Genomic DNA, 15327 nt, shown 5'->3' with positions numbered 1-15327 from the left:
TTCTGTCAACGCCTGGCCATGGCCAGGACCTGGAACATCAAGCCGACGGCGATACCGGCCAACAGCGCCAATGCAGGCAGCTTGAAGACCAGGAACCCCACCAGCAGGACGCCGAAAACCACCACCCACTTGGCCACGATCGCAATGATCAGGCGAGCCATCGCCGATCCTGCGGCCAGTGCCCCACCACCCAGTGCCATCCGTGCCGCCACCCAGCCACCGGCCGAAATGGCCACACCGGACGCCAGCGCGCCGAGGGCATATTTCGGACCTACCAGCAGGAAGGCCAGGGCCAGGACAGCCACTGCGGCCAGCGGGTAGACCGCGGCGCGCAGCATCAGTCGCCGACCCGCATCAACGGAGTTCAGCACAGGACGTCCCGCGTGGTTGCAAGTGGAGGGCTGAGGCGGCTACAGCAGGGGGGCCTCATCGAGCCGCCAAATTATAGCAATGGGACAATTTGCGAGACAACCGCTGCCTGTTCATCCCGGGAAGCCGCAAGTTGCGGTAACGGTTACATTTTTGCGTGCCACCCGGGGGACAATGACGTCCGTATGATGCTGCGGCGCAATATTGAACTTTGGTCGCATCCGGCGGAACTTTCGCCGAATGCGCCGGTCCGATCTTTCGACCTGCCTGCAGCAACCTCGTCGACGCTCCGCCCCGCAGGTCCCACGATGGCCCCGAAGCCCGGCTCCGGGGCCATCTTTTTGCATCGTCGCGACAGCGCTGAACCGTGCACACGCCGTGGACCATACGTTCACGGATGGTGGACGGGCCTGTCCGGCACAGTGGTCTTCATTCTGATGAACCACTGCAAGGACTCTTCGATGCGCCCTGTACCCACCCTGCTCGCCCTCTCCCTGCTCGCCGCCGGCGCCTCGTTCGCCACTGCCGCCCACGCCGCTGAAGGCGACGACCGCTTCGCCCTGCGCCTGGGTGCGATGAACATCGACTCGGACAATACCCTCCGCGGCAAGACCAACGTGGCCGGCCAGGACATCGGTTTCTCCGAGGACTTCAAGCTGGGTGGCAAGGAGTGGGAGCCGCGCATCGACGGCATGTTCCGCATCAGCAACCGCCAGCGCCTGCTGTTCAACTACTTCAAGTACGACAAGGACCGCCGCGAGACTCTCGGCCAGGACATTTCCTTCGGTGACGTCAACGTGCCGTCGGGCAGTTTCGTCAAGGGCGAGCTGAAGTACCAGGTCGCCAGCCTGGTCTATGACTACTCGGTGGTGGACACCGACACCTTCGACCTCGGCCTGCAGCTGGGTGCCGAGTACGCCAAGGTGAGCACCAAGGCCTACGCCGATCTGGGCACCGTCTACGAAGGCCAGTTCCTCAACGAGAAGACCGACGGCGTGGCGCCGGTGGTCGGTGCGCGGCTGAGTTTCACCCCGTCCGAGAAGTGGATGATCACGCTGCAGGGCCAGTACCTCAACACGCGCTGGGGCAGCTTTGATGACTACAAGGGCGACCTGAGCCGCGCCAACGCCATCGTCGATTACCGCTTCACGAAGAACTTCGGCGTGTTCGCCGGTTATGACTGGTTCAAGCTGGACGCGGACAAGAAGGGCAGCGACGGCACCATCGGCCTGAAGCAGGAATTCAAGGGCCCGGTGGCCGGCGTCAGCTTCGTGTTCTGATCCCCCGCTCCTTCCACACGCTCTCTCTCCTGGCGCGGCCTCCGGAACATCGGGGCCGCGCTTTTTTGTGCTGTTTTTCCCTGCGTGCAGGAGCAAGAGCAGCTGGGTGGAGCGCTTGAGGGAGAGGGGGCTGGGTGCGAATGTCCCCCGGCGCCGGCCTGCGGCCGTCACCTCCTCCTTTACTTCGCACCCAGCCCCCTCTCCCTCCGCGTATCAGGCATCCAGGCGGCCCAGGCAGTGGCTCTCGACTGTCCGCAAGCCGAGCCGCTGCGTGGGTGGCAGTTCCCGTAGACGCAGGCTGGTCGAGCGCTGAGGGAAGAGGGGCTTGCGTGCGAATGTCCCCCGGCGCCGGCCTACGGCCGTCACCTCCTCCTTTACTTCGCACACAAGCCCCTCTTCCCCCGCGTGTCAGGCATCCAGGCGGGCCAGGCTTGGCTCTCGACTATCCGCAAGCCGAGCCGCTGCGCGGGTGGCAGGCGTTTGGACAAAGTAAAGGAGGAGGCGACCGCCGCAGGCGGGCGACGGGGGACATTTGTCGAAATGCCTGCCACCCGCGCAGTGGCCCGGACCCTCGCGATGACAACAGCCGAAGATATTCCTGCAGCCAACAAAAAACCCCGGCAGAAACCGGGGCTTTTCGTGTGGAGCGGCGCTGACGCCTTACTTCTTCTTCGGCATGTACAGATCGGTGATCGTGCCGTCGTAGATTTCCGAGGCCATCGCCACCGACTCGCTCAGCGTCGGGTGCGCGTGGATGGTGTGGCCGATATCTTCGGCTTCCGCACCCATCTCGATGGCCAGGCCGATCTCGGCCAGCAGGTCACCGGCATGCACGCCAACGATCGCACCACCGATGATGCGGTGGGTCTCTTCGTCGAAGATCAGCTTGGTGAAGCCCTCGGTACGGCCGATGCCGATCGCGCGGCCACTGGCGGCCCACGGGAACTTGGCCACGCCCACCTTCAGGCCCTTGGCCTTGGCTTCGGTCTCGGTCACGCCGACCCAGGCGATTTCCGGATTGGTGTAGGCCACCGACGGAATCACGCGGGCCACCCACTCCTTCTTGTGGCCGGCAGCCACTTCGGCGGCCAGCTTGCCTTCGTGCGTGGCCTTGTGGGCCAGCATCGGGTTGCCGACGATGTCGCCGATGGCAAAGATGTGCGGCACGTTGGTGCGCATCTGGCGATCCACCGGGATGAAGCCACGCTCGGTGACCTGCACGCCGGCCTTCTCGGCATCGATCTTCCTGCCGTTCGGCGAGCGGCCCACGGCCACCAGCACGCGGTCGAAGGTGCCCTGCGCCAGCGCAGGCGCCTGGCCTTCCTCGGCAGCTTCGAAGGTCACGGTGATGCCCTTGGCATCGGCGGTGACGCCCGAGGCCTTGGTCTTCAGGTGCACTTCGATGCCCTGCTTCTTCAGGCGGTCGGCCAGCGGCTTGACCAGATCCTTGTCGGCGCCCGGCATCAGCTGGTCCATGAACTCGACCACGGTGACCTTGCTGCCCAGCGCACCGTACACGGTGGCCATTTCCAGGCCGATGATGCCGCCGCCGACGACCAGCAGCGAGCCCGGCACTTCGGCCAGCTCCAGCGCGTCGGTGGAATCCATCACGCGCTTGTCGTCCCACGGGAAGTTCGGCAGCTTCACTGCCTGCGAACCGGCGGCGATGATGCACTTCTGGAAGCGCAGCAGCTGGGTGCTGCCGTCAGCTGCGGTGATTTCCAGTTCGTTGGCGGAAACGAACTTGCCGACGCCCTGCACGTTGCGGACCTTGCGCTGCTTGGCCATGCCGGCCAGGCCCTTGGTCAGCTGGTTGACGACCTTTTCCTTGTACTGGCGCAGCTTGTCCAGGGTGATGGTCGGCTTGCCGAACTCGACGCCGAAATCACCGGCGTGGGCGACCTCGTCGATCACCGCAGCAGCATGCAGCAGTGCCTTGGACGGAATGCAGCCAACATTGAGGCAGACGCCGCCGAGGCTGGCGTAGCGCTCGACCAGCACCGTATCCAGGCCGACGTCTGCGGCGCGGAACGCCGCCGTGTAGCCGCCCGGACCGGAGCCCAGCACAACCATCTCGCATTCGATGTCGGCCGGCTTGCCACTGGACAACGCCGGCTTCGGTGCGGCCGGTTCGGCCGGGGCGCGGTGCGACGGGGTCACCGGCGGCTTGCTGGCCGGAGCAGCTGCTGCCGGAGCCGGCGCAGCGGCCTTGGCCGGGGCTTCGGCGGCGCCTTCAGCGTCCAGCACCACGACCACGGCACCCTCGGACAGGGTGTCGCCCAGCTTGACCTTGATTTCCTTGACCACGCCAGCAGCCGAGGACGGCACTTCCAGAGTGGCCTTGTCCGATTCCAGGGTCACCAGACCCTGATCCTTCTTCACCGTGTCGCCAACGGCGACCAATACTTCGATCACCGGCACATCGCTGTAATCGCCGATGTCGGGAACCTTGACTTCAATCGTGGCCATGGTGGTTTTCCTCGTGCCCGCCCGGCATGGCCGGCGGGCTGTCACTGCATCTGTTCACGCGGCCGCGCCAGGGGCTGCGGCCGCACGGTGGGGGCGAAGCGGTGCCTTACAGCAGCACGCGGCGCATGTCGGCCAGTACCTGCGACAGGTACGTGGTGAAGCGTGCGGCCAGAGCGCCGTCGATGACGCGGTGGTCGTAGCTCAGCGACAGCGGCAGCATCAGCTTCGGTGCGAACTCCTTGCCGTTCCAGACCGGCTGGATGGACGACTTGGACACGCCCAGGATGGCCACTTCCGGTGCATTGACGATCGGGGTGAACGCGGTGCCACCGATGCCACCCAGCGAGCTGATCGAGAAGCAGCCGCCGCTCATGTCGGCCGGGCCCAGCTTGCCGTCGCGCGCCTTCTTGGCCAGTTCGCCGGTTTCCTGCGCGATCTGCACCACGCCCTTCTTGTCCACGTCGCGGATGACCGGCACGACCAGGCCGTTCGGCGTATCGGCGGCAAAGCCGATGTGGAAGTACTTCTTCAGGGTCAGGTTTTCACCGCTGGCATCGAGCGAGGCGTTGAACTCCGGGAACTTCTTCAGCGCCGCGGCGCTGGCCTTGATCAGGAAGGCGAGCATGGTCAGCTTGATGCCGGCCTTCTCGTTTTCCTTGTTCAGCGCCACGCGCAGGCCTTCCAGATCGGTGATGTCAGCCTGCTCGAACTGTGTGACGTGCGGGATCATGGCCCAGTTGCGGGCCAGGTTCGCACCCGAGATCTTCTTGATGCGCGACAGCGGCTGGACTTCGGTCTCGCCGAACTTGCTGAAGTCGACCTTCGGCCACGGCAGCAGGTTCAGGCCACCACCGGCAGCGACAGCAGCACCGCCGGCAGCCGGCACGCCACCGCTGAGTGCGGCCTTGACGAACTTCTGCACGTCACCCTTGGTGATGCGGCCACCCTTCTCAGTGCCGTTGATCTGCAGCAGGTCCACGCCCAGTTCGCGGGCGAACACACGCACCGCCGGGGTGGCATACGGCACCTTGGCCGGCAGCACGCCATCGGCGTTGAACTGCACCGGCGGGCTGGACGGGGTACCGGCCGAGGCGATCTCGCGGGCCGCCAGCTTGTCCGGCTGCGCCGGCACAGCGACCGGCTCGACCTTGGTGGCGGTCTCGGCGGCAGCCGGAGCGGCGGCTGCGGCAGCCTTGGTCGGCGCCGGTGCGCCAGCGCCCTCGGCTTCGATGATGGCGACCACATTGCCCTGCGACAGATTGTCGCCAACCTTGACCTTGATCTCCTTGACCACACCGGCCACCGACGACGGCACTTCCATGGTGGCCTTGTCGCTTTCCAGCGTGACCAGGCCCTGGTCCTTCTTGACCGTGTCGCCGACGGCGACCAGCACTTCGATGACCGGGATGCCGGAGTAATCGCCGATATCCGGCACCAGCGCCTCCACCGCGCCACCGCTGGCGGCCGGGGCAGCCGGGGCAGCAGCGGCCGGAGCCGGCGCGCTCTGGGTAGCGGCAGCCGGGGCAGCGGCCTTGGCCGGTGCCGGAGCAGCAGCGGCCGGCTTGGCGGCTTCGCCTTCGGCCACTTCGATCAGCGCCACGACCTTGCCTTCGGACAGGCTGTCGCCGACCTTGACCTTCAGTTCCTTGACCACGCCAGCCACCGACGACGGCACTTCCATGGTCGCCTTGTCACTTTCCAGCGTCACCAGGCCCTGGTCCTTCTTGACCGTGTCGCCGACGGCGACAAGCACCTCGATTACCGGGATATCGCTGTAGTCACCGATATCGGGGACAAGTGCTTCCTTGATTTCGGCCATGGGGATAACTCCGGCAATCTGGTGTAGGGAAACGTCTATTGTGCGGCCAGCGGGGGCCAGCGCCAACCGTTACAGGTGTTTTCAGTACTCACGCAGCCGGGACACGCTGTTGCTCATGGGTTGCGGCCGCGACCAGTCGGTAGCGTATTGTCCGGACGATGTCCGCTTCATGTCGCCAGTGCGTCGGCTACCGGCTGCCAGGCCTGGCGCAGCCGCGGCAGCGACCAGGCCGCGTTGGCCGGGCTGGTGGACGGCAGTGCCAGCAGCCTTGGCGGAGTCTCCAGGCAGGGCAGCACCCAACGCTGGAATGCCTTCAGCGAAGCGGCACCGTTGCAGCCGATCAGCTCCAGCTCAGGAAGCGAAGCGATCAATGCCGGCAGCGCATTGGGCACTTCCGTGCCACGCACGATGTCGGCATCCAGACTGCCACGCCGCTCGCACTGGCCGATCACATCCCACAGGCCGATACCTGCCGCCTGTAGTGCCTGCAGTCGCTGCGCATAGGGCAGACCCGCGTCGAAGCCACAGATATCGGCCAGCACAGGCCAGAAGCGATTGCGCGGATGCGCGTAGTAGCGCTGCTCCTGCAATGACGCAACGCCGGGCATCGAACCCAGCAGCAGCACCCGGCACTTCATGTTCACCTGCGCTTGCAGGCCGACGCACACCGTTGCTTCGCTCACATCTTCTCCAACTGCATGAATGTCGCCGAAGGCCGAAAAGCCCATGAAAACAGGCTTTTCGCTCCGGTCGCTGAACAAGGAAAACTATTTTTTAACGTGCGTCGGATTCGATTCATGTTGGGGCGACTACGGTGTGCTCGCCCCACAACCGGGGGCCCAAAACAAGAAACATTAGGAGATACCCCCATGCGCTCCATCCGTATCCTGAGTCTCGCCCTGCTGACCTCCGCCGCCTTCGCGCCGGCCGCTTTCGCCCAGGACAGCAGCAGCACCGACACCGCTTCGGGCAAGCATTTTGCCGTTGTCGGCGGCATCTCGCTGCTGGAACCGAAGAACGACCCGATCACCGGCGTGAAGAAGACCGATGGTGGCCCGGCGCCGACCGTCAGCTTCAGCTACTACATCAACGACAACTGGGCCGTTGAGCTGTGGGGCGCTGCCGACAAGTTCGACAACAAGTTCAAGGGCCCGGACAACGCCCGCCTGGGCTCGGTCGAGCAGCAGCCGATCGCGCTGAGCGGCCAGTACCACTTCGGCCAGGCTGACAACGTGTTCCGCCCGTTCGTGGGCGTGGGCTACTACCAGTCGAGCTTCAGCAACGAGAAGCTGGGCAACGGCGCTGACACCGACATCCGCTTCAAGGATGCCAAGGGCGTGATCGGCACCGTCGGTGTGGACATGAACATCAACTCCACCTGGTTCGCCCGTGCTGACGCCCGCTACATGCGTTCGCGCCCGGACGTAAAGGTGGGCGGCGAGAAGATCGGCGAAGCCAAGATGGATCCGTGGACCGTCGGCTTCGGCATCGGCGCCCGCTTCTGATCCAGGCTGCACCTGCTTCACTGATGTAACGCGACGGGCCCTTCGGGGCCCGTCGTCGTTTCTGTCACCCGCGTTCCACCTGTAGAGCCGAGCCCATGCTCGGCTGCTTTTATGTAGAGTCGAGCCAAGCCCCTATCCCGAGTCGAGCGGCGGGCTCCGCGCGCATTGCGATGCGTTACGTTCAATGGCGCCCACGGTAAATGGTGGCGCGGCTCGGCTCTACATAAACAGGATGCGGAGGCACGATGCACGACGTCGACCTGCTGGTGATCGGTGGCGGCATCAACGGCGCCGGCATCGCCCGTGATGCCAGCGGCCGCGGCCTGCGCGTGCTGCTGTGCGAACAGCACGACCTGGCCGCGCATACCTCCAGTGCCAGCAGCAAACTGGTCCACGGCGGCCTGCGTTACCTGGAACAGGGCGAGCTGGGCCTGGTGCGCAAGGCGCTGGGCGAACGCGAGGTGGTACGCCGGCAGGCGCCCCATCTGGTCCATCCATTGCGCTTCGTACTGCCGTGGGAACCCCACCTGCGCCCACGCTGGATGCTGCGCATGGGACTGTGGCTGTACGACCACCTGGGCCGGCGCAGCCCGGCATTTCCCGCCTCGCACGTCCTGGACCTTCAGCGTGATCCGCTCGGCCCTTGGCTCTCTCCGGACCTGCGGCAGGCCTTCAGCTACGCCGACGCGCAGGTCGATGACGCGCGCCTGGTGCTGCTCAACGCCCTGGACGCTGCCCAACGTGGCGCGCAGGTACATGTGCGCAGCCGCTGCATCGAGCTGCGCCCTGTACAGGGCCATTGGCAGGCCATGCTGGAATCCGCCGATGGACAGCATCATGTGACCGCGCGCGCCGTCGCCAATGCGGCCGGTCCATGGGCCGGCGGCCTGCTGGAGCAGATGGAGGCACGCAGCGGCGGCCCGTCACTGCGGCTGGTACAAGGCAGCCACATCGTGCTGCGCCGTCCCTGGCCCGATGACAGTGCCTGCCTGCTGCAGCAGCCCGATGGCCGCGTGGTGTTCCTGCTGCCGTTCGCCCACGATCATCTGCTGGTCGGCACCACCGACACCGACTACCGCGGTGACCCGGCGCGCTGCGGCGTACTGCCCTCCGAGGTGAGCTACCTGTGCGCGGCCGCCAACCGTTATCTGCGCGAGCCGATCACTGCGCAAGACGTGGTCTGGCAGTTCGCCGGTGTGCGCCCACTACTGGCCGACCCGGACCCGCGTGCGACAAAGCTGAGCCGAGACTACCGCCTTCAGCTGCAGTCCGACCCGGCGCCGGCGCTGCATGTGCTGGGCGGCAAGCTGACCACCTACCGGGTGCTGGCCGAAGAAGCGCTGAACCTGCTGCGGCCAGCTCTGCCACAGATGGGACCGGCCTGGACGGCAGGTGGAGACCCGCTGCCGGGCAGCGACTGGGGTGACGCCGCACAGGCGCGCTCCCGCCTGCAGGCGCTGGCACCGTGGTTGCCCGAGGAAATCGCACGCCGCTGGGCCGGCGCCTACGGCAGCCGCAGCGCGGAGCTGCTGCATGGCCTGCAGGGTGTGAACGATCTTGGCGAGGACTTTGGCGGCGGCCTGCATGCGCGGGAAGTCGCCTTCCTGCGTGAGCACGAATGGGCCCTGGATGCCGAGGACGTGCTGTGGCGGCGGAGCAAGCTGGGGTTGCGGCTGGATGCGGCGCAGGCGGCGCGGCTGCAGGCGTGGATGGGGGGGCGGATCCCTTTCCCACGGAACGGGCTCTGACCCCCCGTGTTGCCACGTGTGCCAACCAGGGTTGGCAGCTACCAGGGCGTCCGCGCGCGACGCGATCGATGCATTAGGATCTCCCCATCGCTACCGGAGACGCTGCATGACGCCCCGCTACGTGCTGGCCATCGACCAGGGCACCACCAGTTCGCGCGCGATCCTGTTCGACCGTGCCGGCGACATCGTCGGCAGTGCGCAGCGCGAGTTCGCGCAGATCTTCCCGCAGCCCGGCTGGGTCGAGCATGACCCGCGCGAGATCCTCACGAGCGTCTATGCCACGCTGACCGAACTGCTCAGCCGCGGGCAGATCGACCCGCGCCATATCGCCGCACTGGGCATCACCAACCAGCGCGAAACCACCGTGGTCTGGGACCGTGCCACCGGCCAGCCGATCCACAATGCCATCGTCTGGCAGTCGCGGCAGAGCCACGCCATCTGCGAGCGGCTGAAGTCCGACGGGCATGAAGCGCTGATCCGCGAGCGTACCGGTCTACTGATCGACGCCTATTTCTCCGCCACCAAGGTGCGTTGGATACTTGACCATGTGGAGGGCGCGCAGCAGCGCGCCGAACGCGGCGAGCTGCTGTTCGGCACCATCGACAGCTGGCTGGTGTGGAACCTCAGTGGCGGCCAGGCGCACGTGACCGATTACAGCAATGCCGCGCGCACCCTGCTGTTCAACATCCACACGCTGGACTGGGATGACGACCTGCTGGCGCTGCTGGACATCCCGCGCGCGATGCTGCCTCAGGTGCGCGATTCCAGTTCGGTGTATGCGCACACCCGGCCGCAGTTCTTCTTCGACCACCCGATCCCGATCGCCGGCATCGCCGGTGACCAGCAGGCGGCGTTGTTCGGCCAGGCCTGCTTCCAGCCGGGCATGGTCAAGAACACCTATGGCACCGGCTGCTTCATGCTGATGCACACCGGCACGCAGGCGGTGCGTTCGCGCAACGGCCTGCTGACCACCATCGCCTGGGGCCTGGATGGCCGCGTGGAATATGCGCTGGAAGGTTCGATCTTCATCGCCGGCTCGGTGGTGCAGTGGCTGCGCGACGGCCTGCGGATGATCGAGCGCGCCAGTGACAGCCAGGCGCTGGCCGCGCAGGTGCCCGACAGCAGCGGCGTCTATCTGGTTCCCGCCTTCGTCGGCCTGGGGGCGCCGTACTGGCGCAGTGATGTGCGCGGTGCGATGTTCGGCCTGACCCGTGGCACCCGCAAGGCGCACTTCGTGCGCGCGGCGCTGGAAGCGATGGCCTACCAGACCCGCGACGTGCTCGATGCGATGCAGTCCGATGCCGGTATCGCGCTGACCGAACTGCGCGCCGATGGCGGCGCGATCGGCAACGACTTCCTGGCCGGCTTCCAGGCCGACATCCTCGGCGTGCCACTGCTGCGGCCGCGGTTGACCGAGACCACCGCGCTGGGCGCGGCCTACCTGGCCGGTCTGGCAGTGGGCTTCTGGTCCAGCCGCGAACAGATCGCCGCGCAATGGGGCCTGGACCGGCGCTTCGAGCCACAGATGGACGTGGCCCGGCGTGAAAAACTGTATGCAGGATGGCAGCAGGCCGTTGCCGCCACCCTCGCCTTCCACGTCGACTGACTTTGTAGAGCCGAGCCATGCTCGGCTGCCGTTGGTGGGGCGCCGCAAAAAAGCAGAGCCGAGCATGGGCTCGGCTCTACAGGGACATTGGCGCCGGCAATCAGAACGCCGGCAGCACCGCGCCCTTGTACTTGGTCTCGATGAAGGCCTTCACCTGCGGGCTGGTCAGGGCCTTGGCCAGCTTCTGCACGCGGGCGTCGTCCTTGTTGTCCGGGCGCGCGACCAGGAAGTTCACGTACGGCGAGTCCTTGCTTTCGATCGCCAGTGCATCCTTGGTCGGGTTGAGGCCGGCGTCCAGCGCGTAGTTGGTGTTGATCAGGGCCAGGTCGACCTGGTCCAGCACGCGCGGCAGCATCGCCGAGTCCAGCTCGCGGAACTTCAGGTTCTTCGGATTGGCGGTGATGTCACGCAGGGTCGACAGCGCGTTGGTCGGATCCTTCAGCTCGATCACGCCGGCCTTGTGCAGCAGGATCAGCGCACGGCTGTTGTTGCTCGGGTCGTTCGGGATCACCACGTCGGCGCCTTCGCGCAGCTCGGCCAGCGACTTGATCTTGCGCGAGTACGCACCGAACGGCTCGATGTGCACGCCGATCACCTTCACCAGATCGGTCTTGCGGTCGCGGTTGTAGGCGTCCAGGTAAGGCTCGGTCTGGAAGTAGTTGGCGTCCACCTGCTTCTGCACCAGCTGGTCGTTGGGCTGCACGTAGTCGTTGAATACGCGCACGTCCAGATCCACGCCTTCCTGCTTGAGGATCGGCTTGACCACTTCAAGGATCTCGGCATGCGGCACGGCCGTGGCGGCCACCACCAGCTTCTGCGAGGGCTCGCCGGACGTGCCGCAGGCGGTCAGGGCCAGCGCAGCGGCGAGCAGGGGCAGCAACAGGGTCTTCTTCATGGGCGGGAGGGTTCTCGGGGGGAGTGTCAGGAGTTGTCGTAGTTGCTCAGGGCGAGCTCAAGCAGCGCCTTGGCCTGCTCGCGCAGCATCACCGGTTCGACGATCTCGGCATCCGAGCCGTAGTGCAGCACGTCCATCAGCAGCTCGCGCGAGACACTGTACGGCACCTTCAGTTCATAGCGGCCGTCGGCCAGGAAGCGGCCCTGCTGCTTGGAATGCCAGTGCTCGTCGGCCACCCAGCGCGCGGCCTTGGCGCTGAACAGGATGGTCGCCCAGCCCTTCGGCGCGCCGGAGAAGATGCCGTAGCTGGCCCCCAGCTGCTCGTCCAGTTCGCTGTCGGCCACGTCGCGGGCGGTGCTGTCGATCACCCGCGCCTTGTGGATGCGATCCACGGCAAAGCTGCGCAGCGCCTCGCGGTCATGGTCCCAGGCATCCAGGTACCAGTTGTCGCGGTAGTGGGTCAGGCGCTGCGGCGAAACGGTGCGCTTGGTCGGCTCGTCGGTGGAGCGGGCGCGGTACTCGAACGCCAGCTGGCGGCGCTCCAGCACCGCCGAAGCCACGCTGCGGAAGCTGCCTTCATCGAACTTGCGGCCACGGTGCGGAATTACCCGCACGCGGTCCACCGGCCAGCTGGAAACACCAGCCTGGGCTGCCAGCAGGCTCTCGATGCGCTGCTGCAGAGGTGCCAGCACCGAGGACAGCACGCCGCCGCCGGTCCGCGCCAGCAGGTGCTGCGAGGCCAGCAGGGCATGCAGTTCCTCCGAGCTCAGCCACAGGCCGGGCAGCTCGAAGCGGTCGCTCTCGTCGGCCTGGTAACGGAAGCCGGCCTCGCCGTCGCCCTCGATCGGTGCCATCAGCGCGTCGCGCAGGAAGGCCAGATCGCGGTAGACGGTGGCACGGGAGCAACCGAGCTTGTCCTGCAGGGTCGCCACCGTCACCGGATAGCGTGCGGACTTGAGCAGACGATGCAGGGCGGTGATGCGTTCGTATCGGTCCATACCCCCGATTATGTCCGAGTCGCGGGTCTTGTGTGGGACGTTTGGGCTATCGTGGTCGCCCCCACCCCTCTGGAACACCCGATGCGCCGGTTGCCTGCCCTGTCCCTGCTGGCCTGCCTGCTGCTGGCCGCCTGTGATCGCGCGCCCGCGCCGGCCAGCACCGACGCGCCCGTGCCTGCGGCGGATCCGGCGCAGGCGGTACTGGGCGCCAGCCAGCGCTTCTCGGCCCTGCGCAGCTTCCACGCCGAACTGGAGGTGCTGGGTGCACCGCAGCCGGTGCGCAGCGCCATGGACTTCGTCGCCCCCGACCGCTTCCGGGTGCAGACCCCGGCCGGTCCGCAGACGATCATCGGCGACACCATGTTCCTGCAGGCCGACGACGCGATCCGGCAGGTGCCGACCCCACCGGGCCTGCTCGAGCAATGGCGCAACCCGCTGCCGGCCGATGCCCTGCCCGCCGATCTGCAGGCCGAAGACCTGGGCAGCCAGTCGCTGGACGGGGTCGAGACGCGTAACTACCGCCTGCGTGGCGCGCAGCCCGGCGAACGCCTGGAGTACTGGGTGGACGCGCAGGGCCTGCCGCGGCAGATCGTCCGCAGCGGCAGCAGCAATGGCCGCAGCTTCCAGCTGCGCCTGCGCTATTCGCGCTTCAACGACCCGGCATTGCGCGTCGATCTGCCCTGAATAGGCGATCGCGGCAACGTCTGCTGAAGAAACCGTTTGGATCGATTCGGACCGCCATCACGCTTCCAGTATCATCACCGGCTGTCAACCGCTTCGGAGAAGCCCCGATGTCCCTGCGCGTGTCCCTGCTGATCCCCCTGCTGCTGTGCGCACCGCTTGCGTATGCGCAGGATGCCTCCGAACTGGCGGCGATGTCCTCGCCGTGGAGCGGCAGTGGCGGCGAGCTCGGCTTCGCTTCGGCACGCGGCAACAGCAGCACCGAGAGCTTCAACGGCCGCCTGCGCCTGCGCTACACCGATGGCGACTGGGTGCACAGCATGGACCTGGCCGGCCTGCGTTCCAGCTCCAAGGTGATCGAGACCCGCGACGACGGCTCCACCAGCCGCCGCAACAACACCACCGCCAACCGCTACACCGGCAGTGCCGGCAGCGCGCTGCAGCTGGGCGAGCACCGCCAGCTGACGGCCACGGTGCGTACCGAGCGCGATGACTTCGCCACCTACGACCGCCAGAGCTCGTTCGGTCTGGGTTACGGCACCCGCCTGTGGAACACCGAGCGTTTCTCGTTCGACGCACAGATCGGCCCCGGTGTGCGCCGCACCCACAGCACCGAGGACGACCGCACCCGCACCGGCATGATCGGCCGCGGCCTGTTCGACATGAAGTACTCACTGACCGACAACACCGACCTGGTCAACACCCTGCTGGTCGAATCGGGTTCCTACAACACCTTCGGCCAGAACGACTTCGGGGTTTCGGTGAGCATGAACGAGCATCTGGCGCTGAAGGCCGGCTGGCAGGCGCGTTACAACAGTGACGTGGCCGAGGACAAGCGCAAGACCGATACGCTGACCACGATGAACGTGGTCTACAAGTTCAAATAAGCAGAACGGGCGCCGAGGGCGCCCGTTCTCTTTCGGTAGTGCCGGCCGCTGGCCGGCAACCGCATTCAATCAGGGCAAGAGGTTGCCGGCCAGCGGCCGGCACTACCTGCGATGGTTTAGACGTTCAGCAGTTCGCCGGCACCGGCATCCAGCAGCATGTTCGCCACGCGCCGGCCCAGCGCTTCCGGGGCATTGGCCGGGCCCACCGCCTCGGCACGCACCGCACGGCCATCGCTGGCGCTGCCAACCAGCCCCTGCAGGTGCAGGTCGTCGCCCTGCCACTGCGCGATGGCCGCAACCGGTACATGGCAACTGCCATGCAACGCACGGTTCATCGCCCGCTCGGCTTCCACGCAGGCACGCGTGGCCGTGTCATCAAGCGGGGCGAACAACGCCATCAGGCGCGCATCGCCGCCATCGCACTCCACTGCCACCGCGCCCTGCGCCGGGGCCGGCAGCCACTGCGGCGGTTGCAGGCGCGCGACGATGCGCCCGCCCAGGCCCAGACGCTCCAGGCCGGCCACGGCCAGCACGATGGCGTCGTAGCCGCCGTTGTCGAGCTTGGCCAGGCGGGTGTTGACGTTGCCGCGCAGGTCCAGCAGCTCCAGGTCCGGGCGCAGCGCGCGCAGCTGGGCCTGACGACGCAGCGACGAGGTACCGACCCGCGCGCCGATCGGCAGCGCGTCCAGCGAGGCGTACAGATTGGAGACGAAGCCATCGGCGGGATCGTGGCGGGTCAGCATTGCCGGCAACGCGAACGGCGCGTCCAGTTCCATCGGCACATCCTTCAGCGAATGCACGGCGCAGTCGGCCTCGCCACGCAGCATGGCCAGCTCCAGTTCCTTCAGGAACAGGCCCTTGCCACCAATCGCGGCCAGCGAACGGTCGAGCACCTCGTCGCCGCGGGTGCTCATCGGCACCAGTTCCACATGCAGGCCGGGGTGGGCCTGGCGCAGGCGGTCGGCGACGTGTTCGCTCTGCCAGAGGGCGAGCGGGCTCTTGCGGGTGGCGATGCGGACGGTTTCCATCCGGTCATTATCGCGCCTCCGGCGGGGATACGGCCAACGGCG

13 protein-coding genes are annotated in these 15327 nt (G+C 66.7%); 6 read left to right on the top strand and 7 right to left on the bottom strand.

The window, feature by feature from the left end; all coding sequences use genetic code 11:
• Window positions 1-5: 5 nt before the first annotated feature.
• Window positions 6-371 carry a hypothetical protein gene (locus tag N5D45_RS18160; protein ID WP_006394654.1) on the bottom strand — a complete coding sequence of 122 codons (366 nt, stop codon included), beginning with the start codon at window positions 369-371 and terminating at the stop codon, window positions 6-8.
• Between the two features lie 459 nt (window positions 372-830).
• Here N5D45_RS18160 and N5D45_RS18155 point away from each other — a divergent pair, with 459 nt between their 5' ends.
• Window positions 831-1649, top strand: coding sequence for a hypothetical protein (locus N5D45_RS18155; RefSeq protein WP_010481314.1), 819 nt, complete (start codon window positions 831-833; stop codon window positions 1647-1649).
• 660 nt (window positions 1650-2309) lie between these two features.
• Here N5D45_RS18155 and lpdA read toward each other — a convergent pair.
• The 3 genes from lpdA to N5D45_RS18140 all read right to left on the bottom strand — a co-directional run bounded on the left by lpdA (window position 2310) and on the right by N5D45_RS18140 (window position 6620).
• Window positions 2310-4118, bottom strand: coding sequence for a dihydrolipoyl dehydrogenase (lpdA, locus tag N5D45_RS18150; RefSeq protein WP_279939417.1), 1809 nt, complete (start codon window positions 4116-4118; stop codon window positions 2310-2312).
• A 106-nt stretch (window positions 4119-4224) separates the two neighbouring features.
• Window positions 4225-5937 (bottom strand): dihydrolipoyllysine-residue acetyltransferase, encoded by a 1713-nt coding sequence (gene aceF / locus N5D45_RS18145; protein WP_279939415.1) that lies wholly within the window; start codon window positions 5935-5937, stop codon window positions 4225-4227.
• A 167-nt stretch (window positions 5938-6104) separates the two neighbouring features.
• Window positions 6105-6620 carry a DNA-deoxyinosine glycosylase gene (locus N5D45_RS18140; RefSeq protein WP_134959351.1) on the bottom strand — a complete coding sequence of 172 codons (516 nt, stop codon included), beginning with the start codon at window positions 6618-6620 and terminating at the stop codon, window positions 6105-6107.
• Between the two features lie 186 nt (window positions 6621-6806).
• Between N5D45_RS18140 and N5D45_RS18135 the strand changes: the two genes are divergently transcribed.
• The 3 genes from N5D45_RS18135 (at window position 6807) to glpK (ending at window position 10796) form a co-directional block, all read left to right on the top strand.
• Window positions 6807-7442 (top strand): OmpW family outer membrane protein, encoded by a 636-nt coding sequence (locus N5D45_RS18135; RefSeq protein ID WP_010481310.1) that lies wholly within the window; start codon window positions 6807-6809, stop codon window positions 7440-7442.
• 245 nt (window positions 7443-7687) lie between these two features.
• Window positions 7688-9190, top strand: a complete 1503-nt coding sequence (gene glpD / locus N5D45_RS18130; RefSeq protein WP_228354818.1) for a glycerol-3-phosphate dehydrogenase — start codon at window positions 7688-7690, stop codon at window positions 9188-9190.
• A 106-nt stretch (window positions 9191-9296) separates the two neighbouring features.
• Complete coding sequence (glpK, locus tag N5D45_RS18125; RefSeq protein ID WP_049411058.1) at window positions 9297-10796, top strand: glycerol kinase GlpK; 1500 nt, start codon at window positions 9297-9299, stop codon at window positions 10794-10796.
• A 100-nt stretch (window positions 10797-10896) separates the two neighbouring features.
• On the opposite strand, the gene N5D45_RS18120 is transcribed toward glpK, so the two are convergent.
• Window positions 10897-11691, bottom strand: coding sequence for a MetQ/NlpA family ABC transporter substrate-binding protein (locus N5D45_RS18120; RefSeq protein WP_010481303.1), 795 nt, complete (start codon window positions 11689-11691; stop codon window positions 10897-10899).
• 26 nt (window positions 11692-11717) lie between these two features.
• Entirely contained in the window at window positions 11718-12689 is a 972-nt protein-coding gene (locus N5D45_RS18115) for a YafY family protein (RefSeq protein ID WP_010481302.1), read from the bottom strand.
• Window positions 12690-12770: 81 nt separating this feature from the next.
• Here N5D45_RS18115 and N5D45_RS18110 point away from each other — a divergent pair, with 81 nt between their 5' ends.
• Complete coding sequence (locus N5D45_RS18110; RefSeq protein WP_228354819.1) at window positions 12771-13373, top strand: hypothetical protein; 603 nt, start codon at window positions 12771-12773, stop codon at window positions 13371-13373.
• 107 nt (window positions 13374-13480) lie between these two features.
• Entirely contained in the window at window positions 13481-14257 is a 777-nt protein-coding gene (locus N5D45_RS18105; protein ID WP_010481298.1) for a DUF481 domain-containing protein, read from the top strand.
• Between the two features lie 116 nt (window positions 14258-14373).
• Here N5D45_RS18105 and hemC read toward each other — a convergent pair whose 3' ends face one another.
• On the bottom strand, window positions 14374-15285 hold the full coding sequence (hemC, locus tag N5D45_RS18100) for a hydroxymethylbilane synthase (RefSeq protein ID WP_164194521.1): 912 nt from the start codon (window positions 15283-15285) through the stop codon (window positions 14374-14376).
• Window positions 15286-15327: the final 42 nt, after the last annotated feature.

It is taken from the genome of Stenotrophomonas sp. GD03819 (assembly GCF_029841665.1).
Lineage (GTDB): Bacteria > Pseudomonadota > Gammaproteobacteria > Xanthomonadales > Xanthomonadaceae > Stenotrophomonas > Stenotrophomonas geniculata.
This window is presented reverse-complemented; position numbering and strand designations above follow the sequence as displayed.

Bases quoted from the DNA above. Each gene is read 5' to 3' on its own strand.
- N5D45_RS18155 (WP_010481314.1), top strand. From the start codon at position 831: ATGCGCCCTGTACCCACCCTGCTCGCCCTCTCCCTGCTCGCCGCCGGC.
- lpdA (WP_279939417.1), bottom strand. From the start codon at position 4,118: ATGGCCACGATTGAAGTCAAGGTTCCCGACATCGGCGATTACAGCGAT.
- aceF (WP_279939415.1), bottom strand. From the start codon at position 5,937: ATGGCCGAAATCAAGGAAGCACTTGTCCCCGATATCGGTGACTACAGC.
- N5D45_RS18135 (WP_010481310.1), top strand. From the start codon at position 6,807: ATGCGCTCCATCCGTATCCTGAGTCTCGCCCTGCTGACCTCCGCCGCC.
- glpD (WP_228354818.1), top strand. From the start codon at position 7,688: ATGCACGACGTCGACCTGCTGGTGATCGGTGGCGGCATCAACGGCGCC.
- glpK (WP_049411058.1), top strand. From the start codon at position 9,297: ATGACGCCCCGCTACGTGCTGGCCATCGACCAGGGCACCACCAGTTCG.
- N5D45_RS18120 (WP_010481303.1), bottom strand. From the start codon at position 11,691: ATGAAGAAGACCCTGTTGCTGCCCCTGCTCGCCGCTGCGCTGGCCCTG.
- N5D45_RS18115 (WP_010481302.1), bottom strand. From the start codon at position 12,689: ATGGACCGATACGAACGCATCACCGCCCTGCATCGTCTGCTCAAGTCC.
- N5D45_RS18110 (WP_228354819.1), top strand. From the start codon at position 12,771: ATGCGCCGGTTGCCTGCCCTGTCCCTGCTGGCCTGCCTGCTGCTGGCC.
- N5D45_RS18105 (WP_010481298.1), top strand. From the start codon at position 13,481: ATGTCCCTGCGCGTGTCCCTGCTGATCCCCCTGCTGCTGTGCGCACCG.
- hemC (WP_164194521.1), bottom strand. From the start codon at position 15,285: ATGGAAACCGTCCGCATCGCCACCCGCAAGAGCCCGCTCGCCCTCTGG.